This window comes from Vibrio sp. 1751 (genome assembly GCF_033339895.1).
Lineage (GTDB): Bacteria > Pseudomonadota > Gammaproteobacteria > Enterobacterales > Vibrionaceae > Vibrio > Vibrio alginolyticus.
Genome location: NZ_JAWOVM010000017.1, coordinates 1 through 24,400 on the forward strand (window position 1 = coordinate 1; position 24,400 = coordinate 24,400).

General features: G+C 44.9%; 19 protein-coding genes. 3 read left to right on the plus strand and 16 right to left on the minus strand.

The window, feature by feature from the left end; genetic code table 11:
• On the plus strand, positions 1 to 972 hold a 972-nt coding region (locus R7041_RS08320; protein ID WP_318128609.1), incomplete at its 5' end, for an extracellular solute-binding protein.
• 88 nt (positions 973 to 1,060) lie between these two features.
• Here the strand turns inward: R7041_RS08320 and cobB are convergent.
• Positions 1,061 to 1,792, minus strand: a complete 732-nt coding sequence (gene cobB / locus R7041_RS08325; protein ID WP_005377522.1) for a Sir2 family NAD+-dependent deacetylase — start codon at positions 1,790 to 1,792, stop codon at positions 1,061 to 1,063.
• A 118-nt stretch (positions 1,793 to 1,910) separates the two neighbouring features.
• Here cobB and R7041_RS08330 point away from each other — a divergent pair, with 118 nt between their 5' ends.
• Entirely contained in the window at positions 1,911 to 2,084 is a 174-nt protein-coding gene (locus R7041_RS08330) for a hypothetical protein (RefSeq protein ID WP_005377524.1), read from the plus strand.
• 32 nt (positions 2,085 to 2,116) lie between these two features.
• Here R7041_RS08330 and R7041_RS08335 read toward each other — a convergent pair whose 3' ends face one another.
• The 12 genes from R7041_RS08335 to R7041_RS08390 form a co-directional block, all read right to left on the minus strand.
• Positions 2,117 to 3,337, minus strand: a complete 1,221-nt coding sequence (locus tag R7041_RS08335) for an ammonium transporter (protein WP_064368422.1) — start codon at positions 3,335 to 3,337, stop codon at positions 2,117 to 2,119.
• 505 nt (positions 3,338 to 3,842) lie between these two features.
• The gene (locus R7041_RS08340; protein ID WP_021486723.1) at positions 3,843 to 4,259 is read right to left on the minus strand and encodes a hypothetical protein; all 417 of its coding nucleotides are present in this window, start codon (positions 4,257 to 4,259) and stop codon (positions 3,843 to 3,845) included.
• 17 nt (positions 4,260 to 4,276) lie between these two features.
• A complete protein-coding gene (locus R7041_RS08345; protein ID WP_231972247.1) occupies positions 4,277 to 8,362 on the minus strand; it encodes an RHS repeat-associated core domain-containing protein in 4,086 nt (1,361 codons plus the stop codon).
• Between the two features lie 423 nt (positions 8,363 to 8,785).
• On the minus strand, positions 8,786 to 9,202 hold the full coding sequence (locus R7041_RS08350) for a membrane protein (protein ID WP_005377532.1): 417 nt from the start codon (positions 9,200 to 9,202) through the stop codon (positions 8,786 to 8,788).
• Positions 9,186 to 10,238: a formate dehydrogenase subunit gamma gene (locus tag R7041_RS08355; RefSeq protein WP_064353916.1), complete on the minus strand. Its 1,053-nt coding sequence runs from the start codon at positions 10,236 to 10,238 to the stop codon at positions 9,186 to 9,188. The genes R7041_RS08350 and R7041_RS08355 overlap by 17 nt, the downstream gene beginning before the upstream one ends.
• A 14-nt stretch (positions 10,239 to 10,252) precedes the next feature.
• Positions 10,253 to 10,861: a formate dehydrogenase FDH3 subunit beta gene (fdh3B, locus tag R7041_RS08360; protein WP_005377536.1), complete on the minus strand. Its 609-nt coding sequence runs from the start codon at positions 10,859 to 10,861 to the stop codon at positions 10,253 to 10,255.
• Positions 10,862 to 10,872: 11 nt separating this feature from the next.
• Positions 10,873 to 13,728 carry a formate dehydrogenase subunit alpha gene (locus R7041_RS08365; protein WP_005377539.1) on the minus strand — a complete coding sequence of 952 codons (2,856 nt, stop codon included), beginning with the start codon at positions 13,726 to 13,728 and terminating at the stop codon, positions 10,873 to 10,875.
• 10 nt (positions 13,729 to 13,738) lie between these two features.
• Positions 13,739 to 13,939 (minus strand): twin-arginine translocation signal domain-containing protein, encoded by a 201-nt coding sequence (locus R7041_RS08370; protein ID WP_005377542.1) that lies wholly within the window; start codon positions 13,937 to 13,939, stop codon positions 13,739 to 13,741.
• Between the two features lie 73 nt (positions 13,940 to 14,012).
• On the minus strand, positions 14,013 to 14,639 hold the full coding sequence (locus R7041_RS08375) for a molecular chaperone (RefSeq protein WP_064368420.1): 627 nt from the start codon (positions 14,637 to 14,639) through the stop codon (positions 14,013 to 14,015).
• Positions 14,640 to 14,648: 9 nt separating this feature from the next.
• Positions 14,649 to 16,310, minus strand: a complete 1,662-nt coding sequence (locus tag R7041_RS08380) for a 4Fe-4S dicluster domain-containing protein (protein ID WP_064368419.1) — start codon at positions 16,308 to 16,310, stop codon at positions 14,649 to 14,651.
• Positions 16,311 to 16,618: 308 nt separating this feature from the next.
• The gene (locus R7041_RS08385; RefSeq protein ID WP_064368418.1) at positions 16,619 to 17,248 is read right to left on the minus strand and encodes a DUF3306 domain-containing protein; all 630 of its coding nucleotides are present in this window, start codon (positions 17,246 to 17,248) and stop codon (positions 16,619 to 16,621) included.
• A complete protein-coding gene (locus R7041_RS08390; protein ID WP_064368417.1) occupies positions 17,238 to 17,702 on the minus strand; it encodes a DUF3305 domain-containing protein in 465 nt (154 codons plus the stop codon). Before R7041_RS08390 ends, R7041_RS08385 begins: the two co-directional genes overlap by 11 nt.
• A 323-nt stretch (positions 17,703 to 18,025) precedes the next feature.
• Between R7041_RS08390 and R7041_RS08395 the strand changes: the two genes are divergently transcribed.
• Positions 18,026 to 18,850: a formate dehydrogenase accessory sulfurtransferase FdhD gene (locus R7041_RS08395; protein ID WP_017820681.1), complete on the plus strand. Its 825-nt coding sequence runs from the start codon at positions 18,026 to 18,028 to the stop codon at positions 18,848 to 18,850.
• Between the two features lie 240 nt (positions 18,851 to 19,090).
• Here the strand turns inward: R7041_RS08395 and R7041_RS08400 are convergent, their stop codons facing one another.
• From R7041_RS08400 to R7041_RS08410, 3 genes are all read right to left on the minus strand, one after another.
• Positions 19,091 to 20,683 (minus strand): ABC-F family ATPase, encoded by a 1,593-nt coding sequence (locus R7041_RS08400; RefSeq protein ID WP_064368415.1) that lies wholly within the window; start codon positions 20,681 to 20,683, stop codon positions 19,091 to 19,093.
• A 216-nt stretch (positions 20,684 to 20,899) separates the two neighbouring features.
• Positions 20,900 to 22,939 (minus strand): cache domain-containing protein, encoded by a 2,040-nt coding sequence (locus tag R7041_RS08405; RefSeq protein WP_206949505.1) that lies wholly within the window; start codon positions 22,937 to 22,939, stop codon positions 20,900 to 20,902.
• Entirely contained in the window at positions 22,929 to 24,380 is a 1,452-nt protein-coding gene (locus R7041_RS08410) for a sigma-54-dependent transcriptional regulator (protein ID WP_206949507.1), read from the minus strand. The genes R7041_RS08405 and R7041_RS08410 overlap by 11 nt, the downstream gene beginning before the upstream one ends.
• Between the last annotated feature and the right edge of the window lie 20 nt (positions 24,381 to 24,400).

Sequence of the window (24,400 nt, forward strand, 5' to 3'; positions counted from 1 at the left end):
GCTGATCAAGAACTGTATTTCTACAACTGGTCGGAATACATTCCAAACGAAGTTCTTGAAGACTTTACAAAAGAAACCGGAATCAAAGTTATTTACTCTACATACGAATCTAACGAGAGTATGTACGCAAAACTAAAAACTCAAGGTTCTGGTTACGACTTGGTAGTACCGTCTACCTATTTCGTCTCTAAAATGCGTAAAGAAGGCATGCTACAACAGATCGACAAAGAGAAATTATCTCATTTTGCCGATCTTGATACTAACTTCCTAAACAAACCGTTCGATCCGAACAACAACTACTCTATCCCATACATTTGGGGTGCGACCGGTATTGGTATCAATGCTGACATGCTAGACAAATCATCGGTTACTAAGTGGGATGATTTTTGGGATAGTAAGTGGGAAGGTCAACTAATGCTGATGGATGATTCTCGCGAAGTATTCCACATTGCATTGACTAAGCTTGGTTACTCACCAAACACGACTAACCCAGAAGAAATCAAAGCCGCTTACGAAGAACTGAAAAAGCTAATGCCAAACGTATTAGTATTTAACTCAGACTTTCCTGCAAACCCTTACCTTGCGGGTGAAGTTTCACTAGGCATGCTTTGGAACGGTTCTGCATACATGGCTCGTCAAGAAGGTGCGAACATCGACATCATCTGGCCAGAAAAAGGCACTATCTTCTGGATGGACAGCCTAGCAATTCCAGCTGGTGCGAAGAACGTTGACGCAGCTCATAAGATGATCGATTTCCTACTACGTCCTGAGAACGCAGCTAAGATTGCACTAGAGATTGGTTATCCTACGCCAGTTAAAACGGCACACGATCTGCTACCGAAAGAATTTGCTAATGATCCAAGCATCTTCCCACCACAAGAAGTGATGGACAGCGGTACTTGGCAAGATGAAGTTGGCGAAGCGAGCGTAATGTACGATGAGTACTTCCAAAAGCTAAAAGTGAACAACTAATTCGTTAGTTTTAAAGATATGAAAAAGCGGCTCATGAGCCGCTTTTTTGTTCTTAATGACAAGACAAAAACTCTTCCTGTTGAAGTTATTACGCTCTTTCTTTTCCTTCTAGAGCCAGTATCTCGTCAACTAATTTTGGAACCTCAACGCTTGCTTTTCCGTAGCGTTTTTCCTCAAATTCACTTTCTACCGCACTAGGTTCTAGGTTAATTTCAATGGTATGTGCGCCGTGCATTTTTGCATCATGAACAAAACCTGCTGCGGGATACACAACGCCAGAAGTCCCAATAGAAATAAACAAATCTGCTTCTTCTAATGACGCGTAGATATCCCCCATTCGCAGTGGCATTTCACCAAACCAAACAATATGTGGTCGCATTTGTGAAGGGATCTGACAACAGTGACAAAGTTCGCCTGTCTTAATGTCCTCATTGTGCTCTACTACTTGGTTAGATTCACTACAGCGCGCCTTGAGCAACTCACCATGCATGTGAATCACATTCTGACTGCCGCCTCTTTCGTGAAGGTTGTCTATATTTTGAGTGATGACCGTCACTTTACCTTCTAACTCAGCCTCTAAACGACCTAATGCTTCATGCGCTGCATTAGGCTTTATCGCATTATCTTGAAGTTTCTTGCGGCGTTGGTTGTAAAAGTCTTGAACAAGGTCCGGATCGCGAGCAAACCCTTCAGGCGTTGCTACATCTTCGATACGGTGATTCTCCCATAGGCCATCTTGCGCACGAAATGTTTGAATACCAGATTCGGCCGAGATACCTGCACCAGTAAGTACTACAATATTTCTATAAGGGAAATTCATAACTCATCCTTGCTGTTTTTTCATTAGCTTAACACTGAAAGAATAGCAACAGTAGTAATATGGATTAGACCATAGTCGTAATGGTCACTATTAGAATTACAATTTAAGAGGAACAGCAATGAGACAAGTATCTCTAACGTTTACATTGCTTCTGACTTTGGCAGGCTGTCAACTTACCAATGTTGAAGGCGAAGTCGATGATGTAAAGGTAAGAGTCAGCACCAATGATGATGACCATCGAGGTAATGGTAATTTCTGTCCTCCGGGCCAAGCCAAGAAAGACAATTGCTAAAAGAGCGGCTTTATGCCGCTCCCATATTGGCCTCAATCCTCGTTGGTCGAAGATATTTTATGAATGGCTAGGTCAGCGCCATTGAATTCGTCTTCTTCTGAAAGCCTCAGTCCCATACTGGTATTAATCGCACCGTAGACTACAAGTGCACCAAGCACTGCGATGGAAAGGCCCAAAAGCGTTCCTAGAAGCTGAACGATAATACTCACGCCACCTAGCCCACCCAATGCGCTTTGACCAAAAATCCCAGCGGCAATACCACCCCAAGCGCCACATACACCGTGTAAAGGCCAGACACCTAGCACATCATCAATCTTGGTTTTGTTTTGTAGGTGGGTAAAAAGATAAACAAATAGCACGCCAGCAATCGCACCTGTCACTAAAGCACCGATAGGATGCATTAAGTCTGAGCCCGCACATACAGCAACCAAGCCAGCTAGTGGGCCGTTATGAATAAAGCCAGGGTCATTCTTACCAGCCAACAGTGACGCGACAATGCCCCCGACCATTGCCATCAATGAGTTCATAGCCACCAAGCCACTTATGCCTGACACAGTTTGAGCTGACATGACGTTGAAGCCAAACCACCCCACACATAAGACCCAAGCTCCCAAAGCCAAAAACGGAATATTCGAAGGTGCAAAGTTGGTGTGCTTTCCTGCTCGAACTCTGCCTTTTCTCATGCCCAAAAACACGACAGCAACAAGCGCTATCCAGCCGCCAACACCATGCACAACGACTGAACCTGCAAAATCGTGGAAGCCATAACCAAAGCTATTTTCAAACCAAGCTTGAACACCAAAGTTTCCGTTCCAGATCATTCCCTCAAATAACGGGTATACGATGCCGACAGTGAAAAATGTTGCGATTAGAATCGGATAAAAACGAGCTCGCTCTGCGATACCACCAGAAACAATAGCAGGAATCGCTGCAGCGAAGGTCAGCAAGAAAAAGAACTTCACCAACTCGTAACCATTGCCTTGAGATAACGTCTCTGCATCAGCAAAGAAGGTGCCGCCATAAGCGACCCAGTATCCAATGAAAAAATACGCAACGGCGGAAATACCGAAATCGGCCAAGATTTTAACTAAAGCATTAACTTGGTTCTTTTGGCGCACGGTTCCTACTTCAAGAAAAGCAAAACCAGCATGCATCAAAAAAACCATGATTGCGCCAAGTAGTAAGAAAAGTGTGTCGGAACTTTGCGTGAGAGTTTGTACAGCGCCGTGTACCTGATTGGCAGTTACACTCATTATGATTGTCTCCGTTGATCTGTAGCGCACTTATCCTGTGCATCAAAGTTAGGCTCATCACCAATTTGGTGAACTTGATTTATAGAGCGTCTAACAGAGCAATTCTCATTCCATAATTTACATTTCTAACACTTACGATTTAATTTATTGTTTTGCATGAACTTTAATAAAATTACGTATTCTTAAAATGGCGCTTAACACGCTAATAAGTGCACCAATATGGTTTTAGTGCACCAACATAAAGCGCACCATATAACTCAACAAACAGCAAACTTTCTACGATAAACGTAAAAGCCACCTCATGAGAGGTGGCTTATATACTGAATGGCTAACTAAAGGAGTTTATCGAGTGATCTTCCCTGCTTTTACTTCTTCTAGCCAACGCCCCTCGACGAGATATAGCGGAAGCTAACTAAGCAGCAAGGTTTAAAATCTCTCTATAGGATATAGTACGTTATATTTAGGACTAGTACTTGCAATTCTGCAGCTCCCATACAACATCGCTTTAAAACTCTTCTATATCTGCCTCGTCGATCCTACCTTTTTTGAGTGTCTTTAAAGCTTTTTCTGAAACTACAAGTCTATAGTCTTCAGCTATCCAAAAATCATCCTTTTCCACACTACCTACTACCTTCAACCAATAGAATTTAGGCAATTGTATTCCTGGATATAGTTCGCCAAATTGCTCAGATGTTGATATCTCCACATCACTCAGTTTGTAACCTGTTAAATTTGCTGATCCAATTTCTTTTGCTAATGACTCGGTAACAATGTAGCACGGAAACGTCGCCAGTAAATCATCTCCCAACCAACCATCAAATTGATAGTGTAACTTAAACACTTTAGGTGGATGAGTTGATGTATCAAGTAAAGAATGCCTTCCCAATCCACCACTAACCTCAGGTTCAATATAAAAATACATGTGCTCCTCCGGACTAATTATCTAATAGGTGGGTTGAATTGTGCACCAAACATATCATCAATTTCTGTCGCCTTATCAAGTAACTGTTGCTTATTCGGGTTAGGGTTCTGCCGATAAAACTTGTCCCACTCTTTCCTGATCTTACTCAAATGAAGTTTAGAGTTTACTTCTTTTGGTATCCCACGCAAATTTTCAAGAGAGTGCATTTCGGATTCCTTTATTATCCCTGGGTATCGCTCACGAACTTGTTGCTCGACTGCATGATGAACAACCACTTTTCCTTCCGTTAAAGGGTTGGCTTCAAAGAACGTTTTTCTATAATTTATAGTTGTAGACTCACCAAATTTAGCTGATTCGTATTGGCCAAAAACATAAGTCACTCTAGATTCTTTGCGCGGGTGTAAAAGAACAAACTCCTCAATCCCAACAACATACTGCACTTCGTGTCTGCTGCCATCTGAGTGATTAATATGACGATAAAAAGTAATCTCGTTCTTCTCGCAATCAATATGGTCTAAATCGTATTCATATCGAATAAGATTTTTACCTTTGGGTTTTCGGATTTTGACTTGCGAGCGAACGCCATCTTCTCCGACGGATGATTCTTTTGCTGCCTCTAAAATCTGATCGCAAACCTCTTGGGGGACATCGCTTTGCGCCTGATACTCTGCCAACATTTGACCCAAGCGTTTTAGCCCTTCTTCACAAAGGAAACCTGTTGGATCAATCCACTGGATAGGGTTGACTGCATATTGGTAATGATTAATACCACCAGCAATAGATATCGGATCTTGTTGGATAAAACGTCCTAGTTTAGGATCGTAATACCGAGCGAGGTTGTAATGTAAGTTGGTTTCTTGATCGAAGTACTGCCCTTGAAAACGCAGTGGATTTGCTACATTTTCAATATGTACATGAGCAAAGCCGTTAGCATCGTAGCTGGCACTCCATACAACATTCCCCTCGCAATCGATCAGTCGCTCTGGTTTACCAACTTGATCGCACTGGTACCAATAAATAACGTCATTTTCTAGCAGTGCCACTGGCGTGTAGGTTTCTGGTTGATATAGGTACCAACGGAAAGCACCTGAAGAGCGTTCACCAATTAAACGTTCACCTTCCCACAGGAACTCCGTAACGCCTTGTTGTGTAATTTTCTTCGTTCTGCGCCCTAATGCATCATATTCATATTGACTGATGCCATCGTCGGTGTGAACTTCAATGAGCTGATTTAACGCATCAAATACGCGAGTCTGAACGTGTCCTTGCCCCTCACGTTTTGTCTGATTTCCTTGCGCGTCATATTTGAACCTGACACCATCGTGTACTTCAATACGATCAGCGAATACCTCTGAAGTTGGCAAAGTAGGATTGCCAAAACTATCGTATTCAAATTTAGTCACATCTCCGGAAGCATTGACTCGTTTAAGTTGCCCTAAGGCATCGTACTGATAGTGTGTTGCTCCTGCCGTATTATCAATGATTGATGAAATACGGTTTTGCGCATTGTAAACGTACTTTTTCTCTCTATCTGGCCAATGCTGTTCAACCAAACGACCAACACCATCATAAATGATGCGCTCATTAAAATATGCCGTTTCAATTTGGGAAACTCGTCCCATTTCATCGTAATGAAATTTGATTTGAGGTAAATCTAGGTTTCCAAACCGAATCGCTGAAAAACGCCCATATCGATCATAAGAGAAGTTCAGCTCCGTATTATCTGGCAGTACCTGAGATACGCGTTGGCCAACTCTGTTAAACTCCTGCGTTATCTCAAACTGGCCTTGAATGCGCTTTGTTAAATGCCCGAATGAAGAGTATTGGTATTGCAATGTGTGATGGCGATTGGATGCGAAAGTAAGTCGCCCACCAAGCGTATAATTGAAGTGGTTCTCTACAATACTGCTACCATTTCCTGCTTTGACGTGCTTGAGATAACCCGCAGCGTCATAGCGATACAGCACCGTCCTATCGGCGACTTGCTTACGATGGATTCGCCCCATATGATCATAATCAAATTGGCTTTGTAGATTATCAAACCCGACAGTTCCTGACAGCTGGCCTTCATCGTCATACAGGAATTCGAACTCTAAGCCGTCACTCCGAACTAATTTAGTCAGGTTACGTTGTTGATCGTATTCGTAAGAAATATGGCTGCCATCGGGAAAGATGACTGCTTCTTGTTGCGCGAGTGCTCCCCATTGATACGAGGTAATGCCTGCTGGCGTTCGAATCTGAGCAACACGGCTGTGCTCATCGTAAGAATATTCTTCGCTATAACCGACTTTGTCTTCGTCGTTAAAATAACGAACTGATGTACGCCTGCCAAATTGATCATAAGCGAGTTGAGCAATACACCCATCGGGATAAGCAACGCCATTCACTAAATCTTCTTCATTGTAGCTATAACGAAGTAATGTACCGTCTATTTCATTCGCGATAAGTCTTTGTTGTTCATCCCACCACCACTGACTTTTCTTACCATCTTCAGACTCTTTTTTGACGACTTGACCGTGTTTATCGTAATCATATTCCGTGACACAGCCGAACTGATCGGTATCCCAAACTCTTTGACCGAGGCTATTGTAGTAAGCCTTCTCGATATCCCCGTCAGGTGAAACCGTTTTAACTAACTTACCTAAGCCGTCATAACCATATTGAATTTCTTTGCCAGAGGAATGAAACTTAGAAACTAATTGACCATGCTGATTATATTGATAATTGACCGTTGACTGATCAGGATAGATAGCTTGCGCTTTTCGCCCTAATTCATCATATTGCCATCGCCAAGTTCTACCTGTGGGGCTTATTTTCTCGAGTAAGTTACCCTGCTCGTCATGCAAGAAAGACCATTGATGATCTAACGAGTCAGAATAAGAAGAGTGATTTCCTTGATAATGGAAGCGATAGTCATAAATTCCTGCGTCCCCAACGTTTCTGATGCATTTCGCTTTTGCACCTTCGCCATCCCATTCAAAATAATGAGTAAAGCCAGTTGGTCGTACACGTTTAACAATTAAATGCCCGCGGTATTGATACTGTTCCTTTAAGCCTAAATGATTAGTTGCACTGACCAAATCATCGTGCTCATCATAGGTATAAGTTGTCAGAACTTTTTGGGACTTTGCATTTAGCAGTTCTACAAGGCGTCCTTGCTTATCATATTGACATTCAAGAACCGGACGCTTGTTGTATGCAATCTCGATCAATCGATGGTTTCGAGAATACTGCAGTTGAAACGTTGAAAACGTGCCATTTCTGACTTGTTTAACAACCCAACGATCATCTTTCTGTTCAAATCGATATTGATGCCCACTAGCGAGCGTCACGATCCGAGTTGCTGAATTTAGGAAATAACAGCTCGCACCAGCGTATATCTGGTAACTTGTTGCTCCAATATCTACTGGCTCAAATTCTGTGATATCGGCCTTATCGTCAACAAACTCCCAAGCGATAACATTGTCTTTCTCGTCCGTCTTTTCGCGTAATTCAAACTGAAATGCATGTCGCCAACCAAAGCCCATTCCATGATTTACATCCGACTGCGAAGAGCGGTAAGTACGCTGCCAAGTAGTACCTTGTTGTAGCTCGATATCATAGAGTTCGAGAATTTCTTCACCCGTCACAAGTGATACAGGATCACCGGCTTTCTCATGTTTTTCGCTGCTTTGTTGCTGAGGCTTGGCGGATGCGGCACTTCTGCCACTCTTTTTATTCGACTTCCCCTTTCCCTTCGATGGTTTTGCATTGACGGTATTTTGAGTCGGTGGAGGCGTAACCGCCGACGAGAGTGCGTAGTTTTCGCCGGTAGGTACAATTCGAGCGACATGCAAGTCACCGTTCACCAAAGCATTGGCAAACGTTGAATTATAGTGTTGGGAAGTAAGCTCACCGTCAGGTATGTTTGGCTTGAATTGACCAATCGCATAGAACAAGTCCTCGACAGAGCGAAGGTCAAGCTCACCAAAGCTCTCAAGAAACTCTATTGCCTCTTGTTTGGTCACGAATGTTTTAGGTTCGCCGCTAGTAAGTAACTGACCAGAGAAGTGATAACTTTCGCCAAAGCGATTCGTGATAGGAATGACGAATTGAGGGATCATAGCCGTAACGTGTTTGTCCTTTTCTTACCTTGCCGCATCATTTAATGCTCGTTTCGCTCTTTTTATTTGTGAGAGCAAGATGCCTTAATCAAACATCCTCCGATAGAGATTCCTCTGTATGCGTAGACTGAATGTATTGATGGCAATTTTCACGTATGCAACTCTTTGAATTTCTGAGCGCAGCGTACTTTAACGGGACGATGAATCCTGAGTAAATGAACAATAGCGTGAGTGAGACTAATGTCTCATCGTGACGCGATTTTTTTACATGTTTCTTACTTAACTATGATTTTCTGCCCAGTTACGTAAATTCACTCAATAAGTTGCATCAAGTATCACCACTGCGACTCAACGCTTCATATTTGAGACAAAACAGCAACAAAAAAACCGCCTATTACGGCGGTTTTGCTTAAAGAATACTGATTAAAGGTTTGGACCTGTCGATGGTCTGTGTGGTTGGTTATTGAGCAGTTGCTGCATCCCTTGAAACATTCGCATAAACCACACCAAGATGGCTAATGCAGCAAACACCATCCCTACCCAAGGAATAAAGTAAGCGATGGTTTCAAGCAAAGTACTATGCAACCAATAATCACTCACGCCAACGAGTACACCGTTAGAAGTCGCGACGGTGACGATCAACACAACAAAAAACGTCAGGTAGAGAAAGAAGGTGCGAATTAAACCGTAGTAATGAGAAATCACTACGTCGCTGTCTTCTCCCTTATCTAATCGGTAACCCGCATAGATAATTGCGATAACGCCTGAGATCAGAAACGTAAACGGGGTCAGACAGCTCAGGATGTACGCAACCCAAATCCCGTTATGAGGTTTGTTCATTCGCTTTCGCTCCTTTTACTTCCGTTTGTGCCGTATCTGTTTCACCCATCGCTTCTTTGGACTTCACTTCCTCATACCAAAGATCGTGATGCTCTTTCGCCCATGTTTCATCAACTTCACCTGTCACCATGCCTTCTAGCGCACCTTCCATACCGAATAGACCAATATAGATGTGGAAGATAAAGCCACAGATTAGAATCAGCGCCGAAATCGCATGAACTAAGTTAGAAAGCTCCATGTCACGGCGAGTTTGGCCAAAGATAGGAAAGTCCAGAACTAAGCCACTCACTGCCGCGATAGCACCAAAGAAGATTAACAACCAATAGATTGCCTTCTCACCACCGTTTGAGAAACCAGCTGACGGATGTGTGCCTTTGTATTTACCAACCATGCCGCCCATTTTCATAAACCAACGAACATCTGTCATGTTTGGAATCGACTTGCGCCACCATTTAAAGAGCACGAGCATCAGTAAAATGAAGAACAATGGTCCCATGTAATTGTGGTACTGCTTCGCCAACATGACGATAAAGCCCCAGAACTCAGTAGGAACGTACGGTTTTAAGAAGTGCTTACCGTAAACCAGCATCAAACCACTGAATGCCAGCGTTAAGAATGTAAACGCCATACTCCAGTGAAGCGCGCGGTCTAAACGAGACCAACGCTTCATTTTTTTACCAGTACGCGGCTTGCTAAGCATCAAAGGACCAACGAATACGTAAGCCATGATTACCATTGCAATACTGCCGAAAATCGCGACAGCACCCGCTGGAGACATCCATTTCTCTTTTAGAATGTACCAAGTCTCACCAGGTTTACTGATCAATACGCCATGTTCTGGCGATTGAGACGTGGTGTAGCCTTCTTGCCCCTCTCTGACTTCGCGCCAATAGTCTGCCCCGGCGAGTTGCGTGATCTCCTGTTGAATAACTTTAGAAGATTGTTCCTCTGCTGAAGCAGGCATTGCGAAAGTCAGCAGCAATGCTGTCATCATTGACAGCATTGCTAAAGATGCACGTTTAAGCGTGTTTAACATGTGCCTCTCCTTACTTAGCTTTTCGTCGCATCGTAAGAAAGATCGTTTCCGTCTGTCCAACCTGCGTTTTTCGCGCCGCGTTCTACCACACGTTGACGGAAAATGTCAGAGACTTTCTCTGCGTCACCCGCAAGCAGCGCTTTGGTTGAACAAAGCGATGCACACATCGGTAACTTGCCTTCTGCGATACGGTTCGCACCGTACTTTTGGCGTTCTTCCTCAGAGCCAGGCTCTGTTTCTGGGCCGCCCGCGCAGAAAGTACATTTATCCATTTTGCCACGTTCACCAAACGCCTCTTGTTTAGGAAATTGAGGTGCGCCAAACGGACAAGCAAACAAACAGTAACCACAACCGATACACAGATCTTTATTGTGAAGAACGATGCCGTCTTCAGTATGTTCGAAACAATCAGCTGGACAAACTGCCATACAAGGCGCATCGGTACAGTGCATACAAGCAACAGAGATAGAGTTTTCACCAGCTTCACCGTCGTTTAGTGTTACCACGCGGCGACGCTGAATGCCCCATTCAAGCGCATCGTCGTTTTCGTTCTTACATGCAGTAACACAGCCGTTACACTCGATACAGCGCTTGGTGTCACATAGAAATTTCATTCGTGCCATTGTCAGACTCCTTACGCTTTACGAATGTTACATAGGGTTACTTTGGTTTCCTGCATCAAGGTAACCGGGTCGTAACCGTAAGTGGTTGCCGTGTTGGCCGATTCGCCAACAACGTAAGGCTGTGTACCTTCTGGGTATTTAGGACGTAGGTCTTCACCTTCGAACTTACCGCCAAAGTGGAACGGAATGAACGCCAAACCAGGTTTCACACGACGTGTTACCATCGCTTTCACCTTGATTCGTCCCTTCTCTGCACCTTCTACCCAAACATCATCACCATCTCTGAAACCAAGGTCGTTCGCGTCTTTCGGATTTACTTCGACAAACATTTCTTGTTGAAGCTCGGCAAGCCATGGGTTTGAACGCGTTTCTTCACCACCACCTTCGTATTCAACCAGACGACCAGAAGTCAGAACGATTGGGTACTCGCCCGATTTGTCTTGCTCTTGAATGGATTTATACAACGTAGGTACACGGAAGATTGCATCTTTGTCTTCCCAAGTTGGGTAGTCCGTTACAAGGTCACGACGTGGTGTGTAAAGTGGTTCACGATGCAGTGGCACACGGTCTGGGAACGTCCAAACAATCGCACGCGCTTTCGCGTTACCAAATGGAATACAACCGTGCTTGATCGCGACACGCTGAATACCGCCAGAAAGGTCAGTCTTCCAGTTTTTACCCTCTGCTGCCACTTTCTCTTCAGCAGTTAGGTCGTCCCACCAACCAAGTTGTTTCAATAACTTGTCAGTGAACTCTGGGTAACCATCTTTGATTTCACAGCCTTTCGAGTAGCTGTCTTCTGCAAGAAGGCTCTTGCCTTCAAATTCCACACCAAAGCGCGTACGGAAATTACCGCCACCTTCTGCAACCGTCTTTGACGTATCGTACAGAATGTGTGTACCTGGGTGTTTCATTTCTGGTGTGCCCCAGCATGGCCAAGGTAGACCATAGGTTTCACCGTTGACAGGGCCACCTTCCGCTTCCAATGTGGTTTTGTGGAACGTATGCCAGTTTTGTTGGTGCGCTTTCAAACGCTCTGGGCTTTGGCCTGTGTAACCAATCGTCCACATGCCTTTGTTGAATTCACGCGTTAGGTCTTCAATCACCGGCTGGTTGTTTTCAACACGGATGTTTTTGAACAGAAGATCGGAATAGCCCAGTTTCTTCGAAAGCAGGTACATGATTTCGTGGTCTGGTTTTGATTCAAACAAAGGTTCAATCACCTGATCACGCCATTGTAGAGAGCGGTTAGATGCGGTAACGCTGCCGTGTGTTTCAAACTGTGTTGTTGCAGGAAGCAGGTAAACGCCGTCGGTACGGTCGTTCATTACCGCAGCAACCGTTGGGTAAGGGTCCACAATCACCATCATGTCCAACTTCTGCATCGCTTTTTTCATCTCAACACCACGTGTTTGAGAGTTAACTGCGTGTCCCCAGTAGAACATTGCACGGATGTTTTCGCGTTGACGAATGTTGTCTTTGTTTTCCAGTACACCATCAACCCAACGAGATACAGGAATACCTGCACTGTGCATTGGTTTCTGACCGCTATAAGCGTTGTCATCGAAACGACCTTTGATCCATTCGTAATCGATTTCCCACACTTTTGACCAATGACGCCAAGCGCCTTCAGAAAGGCCGTAGTAGCCCGGTAGCGTGTCAGAAAGTACGCCAAGGTCGGTTGCGCCTTGTACGTTATCGTGACCACGGAAGATGTTTGCGCCGCCGCCTGATTTACCAATGTTACCAAGCGCTAGCTCAAGCACACAGTAAGCACGTGTGTTGTTGTTACCAGTAGTATGCTGAGTACCACCCATACACCAAACAATACAGCCTGGGCGATTTTCAGAAAGCAGTTTTGCTGTTTGGTAAACGTCTTCTTCGCTTACGCCTGTTACGCGCTCAACTTCTGCTGGCGTCCATTTCGCCACTTCAGCACGGATCTCATCCATACCGAATACACGTTGACGGATGAACTCTTTATCTTCCCATTGGTTTTCGAAGATGTGCCACAACACACCCCAAATGAATGCTACGTCAGAACCAGGACGAAGTGAGACATAGTGATCCGATTTTGCTGCCGTACGTGTACGACGAGGATCCGCTACGACGATCTTACAGTTGTTCTTCTCTTTTGCGATCAGAATGTGCTGCATCGCTACTGGGTGTGCTTCAGCTGGGTTTGAACCAATGAATAGCATCGACTTACAGTTGTGCATGTCATTGAAAGAGTTGGTCATCGCACCGTAACCCCAAGTATTCGCTACACCCGCCACGGTTGTTGAGTGACAAATACGCGCTTGGTGGTCAACGTTGTTCGTACCCCAAAGTGATGCCATTTTTCGGAACAAATACGCTTGTTCGTTGCTGTGCTTTGCGCTTCCCAAGAAGTAAACCGAATCAGGGCCGGACTCTTTACGGATGTCCATCACCTTGTTACCGATTTCTTCGATCGCTTGATCCCAAGAAAGCTTTTTCCACTTACCGTTTTCAAGCTTCATTGGGTATTTAAGACGGCGCTCACCGTGGCCATGTTCACGCAGTGCTGCACCTTTTGCACAGTGACCACCGGCGTTAAATGGGTGGTCGAATGCAGGCTCTTGACCCGTCCAAACACCATTTTGAACTTCTGCGTAAATACCACAACCCACTGAACAGTGAGAACAGATAGTACGTTTTACTTCTGTTTTCGCTTCTGGATCGACTGATTTTGCTTGCGCTTTTTTCATCATTCCCGGTGCGAATAGACTAGCACCAACCACTGCGCCACCAGCGGCAAGCGAAGTGTTTTTCATGAATGCACGACGAGATACGCCAAGCTGGTTCGTTTCTTTGCTCACACTGTCGGAGCGTTTGACAAGTTTCATCCGTTATCTCCTAAAGTGTGTCGTAGTAATCGCGAATGTGTTGAGTTTCACGATACCCTTTCTTCTTCACGTCGTTTTCAGAAGGCTCAACCGTTTCTGAAGCAACGGCCACTTTCGTGGTTCCCGCAACAACAGCACCGGCAACGGCAGCGGTTGTGAAGCCTTTTAGGAGATCCCTACGGCTTGTGTTTATTTCTTTATTATCTTTCATCATTGCTTCCTTACCTTACGGTAGATCTTTGGAGACTCATGCCTCTCTATCGATATGACCAAGTACTGCTCGATTACTCGTAATCAGTGACGTTTTTCACATCAATTTTTAATTTGTTCTTACTGCTTTTGGTGTTCACGCTAAAGCGGACTTGCTCTAACGTTAAAAATACATCGCAAAGCTGTGCAGCTGGCTTGTAGAAGTTCACGCTTTCGGCGCTCTCTAGTTGGCGCGTAAAAGATTGGAACCAAGGAGCAATGTGTTTGTTAAACACCGCTTGTTGAAGTTCTTCCTCTTCACCTGTCAGCATTGCCATCACTTCGCACAGTGCAGAAATATGGTCTTCAGGCTCTTTCACGTTCTCTTCTCGTTCGATGCCTAAAAGATCCAAATCGCGACGAATTTCCGCTAACGGTTTTTCCATCATCGAGCCAGTGCGATGCCAAGATCCGAATGGCACAACTTCACCACGTCCAATGCCAATAAACAGATCTTGATATTCTTCTTCTAACGCTTCTCGCTGCGCTTCGTTCGCGGCTTGTTGCAGTGCGAGCCAAGCTTTTTGCATCGCGCTCTCAGACGGTTCAATTTCTAGCGATTTCAGGAACGCCAGCATTTCATCACTAGGCGCACTACGAAAAAGTGCAGATAGAACGAGATAAATGTCTGTTCTCAGTGTTTGTTCTTGTTGTGTGTCCACTGCGAGCTCCTAGTATTTTAATTGTTTCATTGGGTCTTCTGCCATCGACTCAAACATGTCGATCACACGGCAGTCTTCACACATCGCGATACGATTGATCGCCGCTTCATCAGAGAAATGAGAGTGACCGCGTAACTTGTTTTGTAGCATGTCGATCATCGATTGCGGAGCAAAGGGCTTGTGACAACGAATGCACTCGGCTGCCTTTTCTTCATGAATCACAACCGCTTTCTGGCGTTCTTCTTTCACCCAGTTCATACGAGGAGTAAGCGTCAGCACTTTCTCTGGACACGCTTTCTCGCACAGCCCACATTGAATGCAGTCTTGCTCGACGAATTTAAGCGACGGAGATCGACCGTCCGTATGCAATGCACGTGTTGGACACACCGCCACACAGCTCATACACAACGTACAACCTTTACTTTCACAAGAGACTGTGCCGTAAGGTGCGTTCGCTGGAAGTTCAACAATGTTCTCAACTGGAATACGTGATGCGGACAACGCATCCAACGCCGTAAATAGACGCTGACGTTTGTTGCCTTGCAAGTCTCCTAATGCCAAATCAAAAGACTCGGTACAAAGTGTCGGAGCACCTTCACGTAGTGACTCTAGATACAGAATGTCGATGGTTTCTTTGGCGATACCAAGCTGACCGAGCAGCTCTTGAGCAATACCTACTTCGCTATTAAGCACACGAATAATGGTTTGAGGCATAAAACGTGAAGCCGCAAACAGCACCTGAGTAGCACCATTCACAAGCGCGGCGAACCAAGTATCAATACCAACCGAAGGCAGTTCTTCCACCACAATTGGAATCACATTATCTGGCAGTGCTTTTAGTGCCATCACGTTGTAGCTCTCGTGGCGAGAACTGCAAATCAATACGATAGGATCTAAACCACCCGCTTGCTCATAGTTGGCGAGCGTACGTTCAATAAACTTTTGCGTATCTTCAGGGTTTGGCAGTGCGTAATGAATCGCTTCTGTCGGACACGCTGTAGCACAAGTACCCACGCCTTGACATAGGTATGGGTTGATCTCGATGCGATGGCCCGTTTTGTCGCTGCCTTCACTCGATAGTGCCCCTGCCGGACAAGCATCCATACACCGTTCGCAACCTTTTACGCCACGAGAGCTGTGTGCACATAAATCGGTATCTAAACGGAAGAATTTCGGTTTATCGAACGTCCCCATTAAGGTTGGAATCTCTTCCAACGCTTCAGCCAGTTTCGGATAGCCACGACCTACTGGGTAGTAGCCCGGTACTGGGACTTCTTCCGACATGCAGCTGTTAAGGCAAAGATCGAGTACGATATCGAAACAATCGCTATTGGTCGCGACCTTGGCAAGGTTGTTGGTCAAACCATGATTTTCAATCAGAACTTCAAACGTACCTAAGAACCCTGAAACCTGAACCGAATTGGCGTAATAAAGCTCGGGATTTGTGCCCTTTTCGCCATCGGTAGAAAGCAGAGTTAGGCTGTTCATTTGCGACAATTGCGCTGCCGCACTTTCGATGATTGCTGTTGGGCCCACAATCAAAGTATTACCGCCGCTTTCATAGCTTACGGTTGGTGGAATAAGATTGGTCAACTCTACGGTATTTTCGAAAGCGTACAGCCTCGCTTTACCGTTATTGGAAGTTGCTTGTTCTAATAATTGTTTCAGCATTGCTCAATTCCATTTATGAACATGGATAGTCTTTTCCATCTCTTAGTGTAGTTAGCGCCGGAGATTCTGCTGATTAACTTATCAATGAGAATTCTTATTCCGCCGTCTATAGGCGATGAATACTACGCAGTGCGTCCGTACTAACTTCAACCAGATTGGTATTGAGCAACAAATAGCAAGTGTCATGCCAATAAAATATCAACTGAAAATCAATAGGTTATCAATTTTACTGACAAATAGTAGGGATAAAAAAACCGGTTGAGACATTTTGTCTCAGCCGGCTCATTGAGTGTTTAGTCAAAATGTACCTATTCTTTGTGTGGTATATTTTGTCTCACCTCGTTAGGCTGTGATTCTTCAGCAAAAGTATCACTTTCACTAGATACTGTATTTATATATAGCTCACTTTCATCTTGAGTAATTTGGCCACTTTTGTCGGTGTTTGACTCTGCGTCTTCAACTACCTCAGATGCGATATCGTTAGCGTTAAGCTCAGACCCTTGCGCAGTTTCGGCGTCTGGTTCGTCTTCCACTTTGTCTTTAACCCAATCACGCAGCGTCTCAGCGACGTCTTGAGAAAGTGACTTTAAGTTACTGTAATCATCATCGTAATCGTCTAGGCCGTCACGCACGTTAAATTCTTCGGACAAGAACATTTTGCGCAGCGCGGCTTTCTTAACACTTTCTGACGCTTCAGAAACCAGCAGTTGCGCCACAGACATTTCTTCGGTTTTTTCAGTCTCTACACTCGCGGTAATGTCTGGAGCCTGACTATCCTCATTGACGTTCAAAGCATCTAAGCTTTCGTCAGCGTTTGAAAGCGCTGTGACACTATCTTCGGATTGCTCCGTCTCTGCTATCGGCGTGATCTCTTCAGCATGTTGGGAAGATTCTTCTAGTTTACGTTTCGACCAACGGCTTAAAAAACTAGTTGCCATTTGCTCTGCCTGCTCCTTTGCGTTTCTTGCGTCTTACTTCTAACAACTCACCGTGACGACCAATAAAGGCTTCCATCCAAGCCTGAACGGCTAACGGCATATCGTTAGATAGTACAAGGTTATCACCATCCATATATTGCGCCGCAACAGATTGTGAAGCCGTCAGTAACTGTATCGCTGGTTTTTCACCAGACTCGACGTTATCCATCACTAAAAAGAGTTTAGGTTGCTGAGAGCTTAAGTTAAAGCGGTAGTCTGTACGTTCATCTTTATGTAATCGCAACGGACAAACATCTGGAGTCTCTTCCGTCGGATTCAGCGCAAATCCTGTCAACTGCCATTGGGTTGTCACCCAAATCCCTGTACTGATCTCATGCTCAACAAGCTCTACGCCGATTGGCCATGTATCCTCAGTCTTTTCGTAATTTTTTTCGAAATCTTTCTTATCCGACATAACTCACCCAGTCTTTCTATTTTTGGTCTGAAAACACACAGGAGATTTTGCCCCCGTTTTCGACCATTTTTATTGTCTTCGAAGCAATAAACGCGCCAAGCTGATATAACTTAGTCTATATACTCCTTCAGGCTATAAGTACCAAACTAGACGAAACTCAAATGTATTGATGTGTCATTACTGCGAACTCGCAGTTTTAATGCATTGTTGACATAAAACCTCGCAATTTCTGTGCGAACCGCTATTTTGGAATGAGATTTGCTAGCCACTTAACAAGCTAAAATGCGTAGCAACCTAACGCTCTTAATCACTAGGACACGACTGTGCTGAAACCAAATATTATTAAAACCAGTGAAAATCCCCTGCAAACCATTGAAGTCGATGTGTACGACGAGTACGGCGAAAAGCTCACGAAGCAAATCGCTTGCGAGCGTCCTCTTACGGTCATGCTGAACTGGAAAGAAGTGGTCACGCTCATGACGCTGGGTTCGCGTCCAGAAGCACTAGTACTGGGTTATTTAAAAAACCAAAGCTTCCTGTCCGATCCAGCCGCGATTGAATCCGTTATTATTGACTGGGAAACGCATTCCGCAGCGGTGATTACTAAAGAAAACACTGAGCACTTAGAAGGCGCCCTGAAAAAGAAAACCGTCACCTCAGGTTGTGGCCAAGGCACTATGTATGGCAACGTGATGAAGCAGCTTGAAAATTATCAAGTGCCTCAAGTTCCTCTTAAGCAGTCAGAAATTTATTCTGCGCTGGAAGCGTTAACCCATTACAACGACACCTACAAAAAAGCGGGCGCAGTACACGGCTGTGCGGTTTGCAAAGGTAATGAGGTGTTATCATTTGTGGAAGATGTCGGCCGTCACAACGCAGTGGATACACTTGCAGGTGAGATGTGGCTCAAAGAAGAAACAGGTGAAGATAAAATTTTCTACACAACAGGTCGCCTTACATCAGAGATGGTGATTAAAGTGGCTCAAATGGGCATTCCTGTTCTGCTTTCTCGCTCTGGCGTTACTCAAATGGGGTTAGATCTAGCGAAGCAATTTGGTATTACAACCATTGCGCGTGCGAAAGGTTTGCGCTTCCAAGTGTTTACAGGAGCCGACAAGGTTGAATTTGATGTAAAAGGCAACCAATAACACCTTTTCAGTGTAAACTAAAACCAATAATGCGGATTCACAGAGGATGTGGACTATGAATAATGACCAATTGTGGAATTTTCTGCTTACGCCCAGCGGTATCATGCTTTCTATGATTATTACCTTTGGCGTAGTCGGGCTCTATGCGTATATAACAGGTCAGTTTAAGGATTAAGGCCAAATATCAAAAAAGCCTCGCTAAATAGCGAGGCTTTTGCTTTTTAAACGCTTTGCGAGTAATTACGCGTCAACACCACGAGATTTTAGGAACTCAGAGTAAGTGCCTTTAAAGTCTGTGATTTTACCATCGCGGATTTCGATAATACGCGTTGCTAGTGAGTCTACGAATACACGGTCGTGAGAGACGAAGAACAACGTGCCTTTGTATTGCTCAAGCGCCGTGTTCAAAGATTCGATCGATTCCATGTCCATGTGGTTGGTTGGTTCGTCCATTAGCAGCATGTTTGGCTTGTGCATCATTAGCTTACCAAGCAGCATACGACCTTGCTCACCACCAGACAGTACTTTTACTGACTTCTTAATGTCATCTTGACCAAACAGCATACGACCAAGGAAACCACGAACGACTTGCTCGTCATCACCTTCTTGACGCCATTGACCCATCCAATCCGTTAGGTTCATGTCTTCTGCAAAGTCATGCGCGTGGTCTTGCGCGTAGTAACCGATGTTTGCATTTTCAGACCATTTGTACTCACCCGCACGTGGTTCAAGCACACCAGCAAGCGTGTTTAGAAGTGTTGTTTTACCCACACCGTTCTCACCGATGATCGCAACGCGCTCACCCACTTCAAAAATTGCATTGAAGTCTGAGAACAAGTCCTCTTCGAATCCTTGGCTTAGGTTTTCAACAATCAGAGCGTTACGGAACAGCTCTTTCGACTGTTCGAAACGAATGAATGGGTTTTGACGGCTAGACGCTTTAACTTCATCCAGTTTGATCTTGTCGATTTGCTTAGCACGAGATGTCGCTTGTTTTGCTTTCGATGCGTTTGCAGAGAAACGAGCAACGAACGTTTGTAGCTCAGCGATTTGTGCTTTCTTCTTCGCGTTGTCGTTTAGTAGACGTTCGCGAGCTTGAGAAGCCGCCGTCATGTACTCATCGTAGTTACCTGGGTAAACACGTAGCTCACCGTAATCCAAATCAGCCATGTGCGTACATACTGAGTTTAGGAAGTGACGGTCGTGCGAGATGATGATCATTGTGCAGTTACGTGCGTTTAGCGTGTCTTCCAACCAACGGATAGTGTCCATATCCAAGTTGTTGGTTGGTTCGTCAAGAAGCATCACATCTGGGTCTGCGAATAGAACCTGAGCTAGAAGCACACGAAGTTTCCAACCCGGTGCAACTTCACTCATTAGACCGAAGTGTTGTTCCATTGGAATACCTACAGCAAGAAGAAGCTCACCCGCTTTGGCTTCTGCCATGTAGCCGTCCATTTCAGCAAACTGAACTTCTAAGTCAGCCACTTTCATGCCGTCTTCTTCGCTCATTTCAGCAAGTGAGTAAATGCGGTCACGCTCTTTCTTCACTTCCCATAGCTCTTTATGACCCATGATGACGGTATCGATTACCGTAAATTCTTCGTAAGCGAACTGGTCCTGGTTCAGTTTTGCAACGCGCTCGTTTGGATCGTAGCTTACGTTACCGCTGGTTTGCTCAAGCTCGCCGCTGAGGATCTTCATAAAGGTTGATTTACCACAACCGTTAGCTCCAATTAAGCCGTAGCGATTGCCTTCGCCGAACTTAACTGAAATGTTTTCGAATAGCGGCTTAGCGCCGAATTGTTGAGTAATATTCGCTGTGGAGATCAAAACCTTTACCTTAGCAATTGGGGTGTATTTAGAAAAACCGGGCAACGGTACTTGTTCATGCTACATACTGCAAGTGTTGTTTTTATTAATTCACTCCAAGTGAAATCATTGTAAGGTTTCTAAGAAGCAAAAGCGTAAACATAAATGCGTCATTAAATACAAAAAAGAGCCACTATTGTCAGTGGCTCTTTTTCCATTAATACTTCAAAAAAGTGACTAAGCGATGTTCGTCACCTCTAGGATCAGTTCGGCTTTTTTAGGTAAATAAATACTGAATTTACTGCCTTTTCCCCATTCAGACTCTGCTTTTAACTCACCACCCGTTTGGCTGAGAATACTTTGGGAGACCGATAGCCCTAACCCTGTGCCTTCTCGTTTCGTTGTGTAAAATGGCGAGAAGATTCGACCCAAGTTTTCTGGTTTAATACCGCAGCCCTCATCGATAACATGAATCGCGGCTCCTTTCACTTCGCCCTCTTCAATCCAGTCTTCACTGACTACTGTTAATGTTCCTTTACCGCTCATTGCGTGAATGGCGTTCATTTGCAAATTAACTAAGATTTGTAGCAAGTGGTGACGGTTTATCTCAACGGACGTATGCGCTTGTAGGTCAGTCACAAACTCAACGTCGCGTTTCTTGGTGCCAGTTTTAACCAAGGTGATGCTTTCATCAATGATAGGATTGACATGTTGCCAAGTGATTTCATCTTGAACACCGCCTTGGCGACTGTATTGCAATAAACTGCGTGTGATATTGCGGATACGATCAATTTGCGCGTGAATCGCATCAATCTCCTCTTGTACTCGACTTGCATCGTCACCCAATTCAAAATGGATCAATTCTACGTTGCCAAGAATCACGGCGGTTGGGTTATTAATTTCGTGAGCAATCCCCGCGGTGAGTTCTCCCAGTGCTGCAAGTTTTTCATGAACAACGAGTTTGTCGCGGGTTTGGTTGAGCAATTGAATATGCAGTTCAAGATCTTGGGTTTTTTCTCTCAGGCTTGCCGTACGCTCTTGAACTTTGCATTCAAGTTGAGCTGCGGAGTTTTTCAGTTCAATTTTGCGCTCTTCTAGCGCGTCTAACATATCATCAAACTGTCTGGCTAACTGCGCAAGTTCATGATCGGCATCTAATCCTAACGGGCCAATCCGTTTTTCTTTACCTTGTTGGACCTGCTTCACCACTTTATGAATGCGTTCGATCGGTCGAAACAGATCATAAGAACCGCGATATACCATCACGCCAGAAACCAGCAATAACATAACCGTAATCAAGCTGATTTCGGCAATGTTGGTCATGTAGGCTTTAATGAATGGCCACATTAGGTAACCCGTATAAAGCATACCAATGACGTTGTCGTATTGGTCTTTGATCGGTTGATACGCCGTAATATACCAAGCGTCATACACATAAGCGCGATCAACCCACTGTTCACCCTTCGAAAGTACTTGGTTATACACTTCCGCGCTCACGCGAGTGCCTATGGCGCGCCCTAGCCTATGATCGCTGTCTAAAGGAACGTTGGTGCTCACACGCAAATCATCGAGAAATACCGTCAACGTACCCACAGGGCGAAGGCGGTCATTATCACTTAAGTAAATGAGATCGCGGATTTGATCCACCAGCACTGTGCTGTTGTTAAGGAGCAAACCACCATCAAGAAAGCCGATCAAATCGTTCGCTTGGCTGTATACCGGAATCACGGTTCGACTGACTAACCCACGCACTTCCCTGTCACCATCAGCAAGAATAGGCACTTCTGCTCGTTTGGCGAGTTCAGGATCGAGGCGTTCGAGTTCTTCTTTATTGAGTACATCAAAAAACGATTCGCGCTTGGTGAGATCCATAAAGCGGAATTTGTTTTCCATGGAATTAACGCGTTGGAAAGAGAGAAAATCTAAAGCATATCTTTTCTTCTGCTCTGTGACCCACTTTTGCAGGTCACCTTGTGGCGTTCCTTGATTAATGCGAATACGGAAATCGTACGAATCGGCAAACGCCCGCACGTAATTGGCTTGCTTTTGCTGTAACAACGTTACACTGTTATTTGCAACACCAAGACGTTCCGAGACATCAAGCAGCGCATTTTGCCACGTGTAATGAATAGACCAATAAATGGTAATGCCGATCAGAGCTAACAATGTGAGGAAAATCGGCGCAGAGGTTAAGAATAACAAGCGATAACGCACCATGGTTTTAAAACGGTGCGTCCATTTTGACAATCCTTTGTGCTGTGGGCCGTTAGTCGGCATATTCCTCACCCTCAGAATCCCATTCTTTGTACTTACGTTCTAAGGTCTTGCGAGCTACGCCCAAGTCGCGAGCAGCGGCTGATTTGTTGCCTTCGTGCAAGTTAACGACTTGTTTAATATGTGCTTTCTCGACTTCTTTTAACGTCCAGCTGTTTGGATAGCCCTCGCCAGTAAATTCTTTGCCTTCTTTAAAGGTTGGTAACTCAGCTGAGTGAGAAACAGTAATCGATACATTAGGCAGTGAATGCCCGCCATTCAGCTCTCGCCAATAGTGTGCAGGTGGTTTGCCAAGCAAGATACAACGCTCAATTAAGTTTTTCAGCTCACGAATGTTTCCTGGCCAATCGTACTCACTCATGGCTTCCATGTCCTCGTGCGCCCATTTGGGCGCGGGCATACCTAGCTCGCGCGTCAGCATGTTGCTGAAAAATGGCACCAACTCAAATAAGTCGGTTTTGCGCTCTCGCAGCGGACACACTTCAATTTTCAGAACGTTTAAACGGTAATAGAGGTCACTGCGGAAATTACCTTGATTGACCTCTTCTTGCAGGTTTCGGTTGGTTGCCGCTACGATACGGACATCAATACTGATCTCTCTTTCTGAACCGACAGGGCGAATCGTACGCTGCTCTAACACACGTAATAATGATGCCTGCATTGCAAGTGGCATCTCCCCGATTTCGTCAAGAAATAAGGTGCCACCGTTCGCAACACGGAACAAACCTTCACGCGATTTTTTTGCACCGGTAAACGCGCCCGATGTATGACCAAACAACTCACTCTCTAAAAGCTCAGGTGCAATCGCGCCGCAGTTGATTGGCACAAACGGGCCCGTTCGCCCACTCGCCTGGTGGATACCTCGTGCAACTAGCTCTTTACCTGTACCCGACTCACCTTCCACCAAAACAGAAGCGCGTGATGGTGCAAATTGGTTAATAAGTTGCTTAAGCAGACGCGTTTTTTCTGAGCCGCCGATGATCTCTGAGGTATTGTGACGCTGGTAATCGCGTGTCATGGCGTACTGCATGCGTTCGTTCAAACGGCGATCCATACAGCGACTGACCGCTTTTAACATCTGCTCAAGGTTGAATGGTTTGAGGATAAAGTCGGAAGCACCGAGCTGTAGCGCTCGAATGGCAATTTCTAAATCCGCATAACCCGTCATAAAAATCACATCGGCACGTTTGTCATCATCTTCAAACGCTTCTTCCCACTCAATTCCAGAACGCCCTGGCAGATTAATATCCAGTAAGATCAGATCATAATGTCGAGAATTACGCAGTAGTTCTGCTTCTTCGATGCTACCAGCTGTATCGACATGTGAAAAAAGCTTACCCAATGCCTTTTTCAAGATGGCTTGCATGCCTAATTCATCATCGACGACCAGTACGGAAAAGGCGCTATATTGTTGGTTTGTACTAAGATGGGATTGAGTAGACATATTTACCCCAGATGGATTTC

What these genes read in the sequence shown, in the direction of transcription:
- cobB (WP_005377522.1), bottom strand. Translation starts at nt 1,792, where the DNA reads ATGAATTTCCCTTATAGAAATATTGTAGTACTTACTGGTGCAGGTATC.
- R7041_RS08330 (WP_005377524.1), top strand. Translation starts at nt 1,911, where the DNA reads ATGAGACAAGTATCTCTAACGTTTACATTGCTTCTGACTTTGGCAGGC.
- R7041_RS08335 (WP_064368422.1), bottom strand. Translation starts at nt 3,337, where the DNA reads ATGAGTGTAACTGCCAATCAGGTACACGGCGCTGTACAAACTCTCACG.
- R7041_RS08340 (WP_021486723.1), bottom strand. Translation starts at nt 4,259, where the DNA reads ATGTATTTTTATATTGAACCTGAGGTTAGTGGTGGATTGGGAAGGCAT.
- R7041_RS08345 (WP_231972247.1), bottom strand. Translation starts at nt 8,362, where the DNA reads ATGATCCCTCAATTCGTCATTCCTATCACGAATCGCTTTGGCGAAAGT.
- R7041_RS08350 (WP_005377532.1), bottom strand. Translation starts at nt 9,202, where the DNA reads ATGAACAAACCTCATAACGGGATTTGGGTTGCGTACATCCTGAGCTGT.
- R7041_RS08355 (WP_064353916.1), bottom strand. Translation starts at nt 10,238, where the DNA reads ATGTTAAACACGCTTAAACGTGCATCTTTAGCAATGCTGTCAATGATG.
- fdh3B (WP_005377536.1), bottom strand. Translation starts at nt 10,861, where the DNA reads ATGGCACGAATGAAATTTCTATGTGACACCAAGCGCTGTATCGAGTGT.
- R7041_RS08365 (WP_005377539.1), bottom strand. Translation starts at nt 13,728, where the DNA reads ATGAAACTTGTCAAACGCTCCGACAGTGTGAGCAAAGAAACGAACCAG.
- R7041_RS08370 (WP_005377542.1), bottom strand. Translation starts at nt 13,939, where the DNA reads ATGAAAGATAATAAAGAAATAAACACAAGCCGTAGGGATCTCCTAAAA.
- R7041_RS08380 (WP_064368419.1), bottom strand. Translation starts at nt 16,310, where the DNA reads ATGCTGAAACAATTATTAGAACAAGCAACTTCCAATAACGGTAAAGCG.
- R7041_RS08385 (WP_064368418.1), bottom strand. Translation starts at nt 17,248, where the DNA reads ATGGCAACTAGTTTTTTAAGCCGTTGGTCGAAACGTAAACTAGAAGAA.
- R7041_RS08390 (WP_064368417.1), bottom strand. Translation starts at nt 17,702, where the DNA reads ATGTCGGATAAGAAAGATTTCGAAAAAAATTACGAAAAGACTGAGGAT.
- R7041_RS08405 (WP_206949505.1), bottom strand. Translation starts at nt 22,939, where the DNA reads ATGCCGACTAACGGCCCACAGCACAAAGGATTGTCAAAATGGACGCAC.
- R7041_RS08410 (WP_206949507.1), bottom strand. Translation starts at nt 24,380, where the DNA reads ATGTCTACTCAATCCCATCTTAGTACAAACCAACAATATAGCGCCTTT.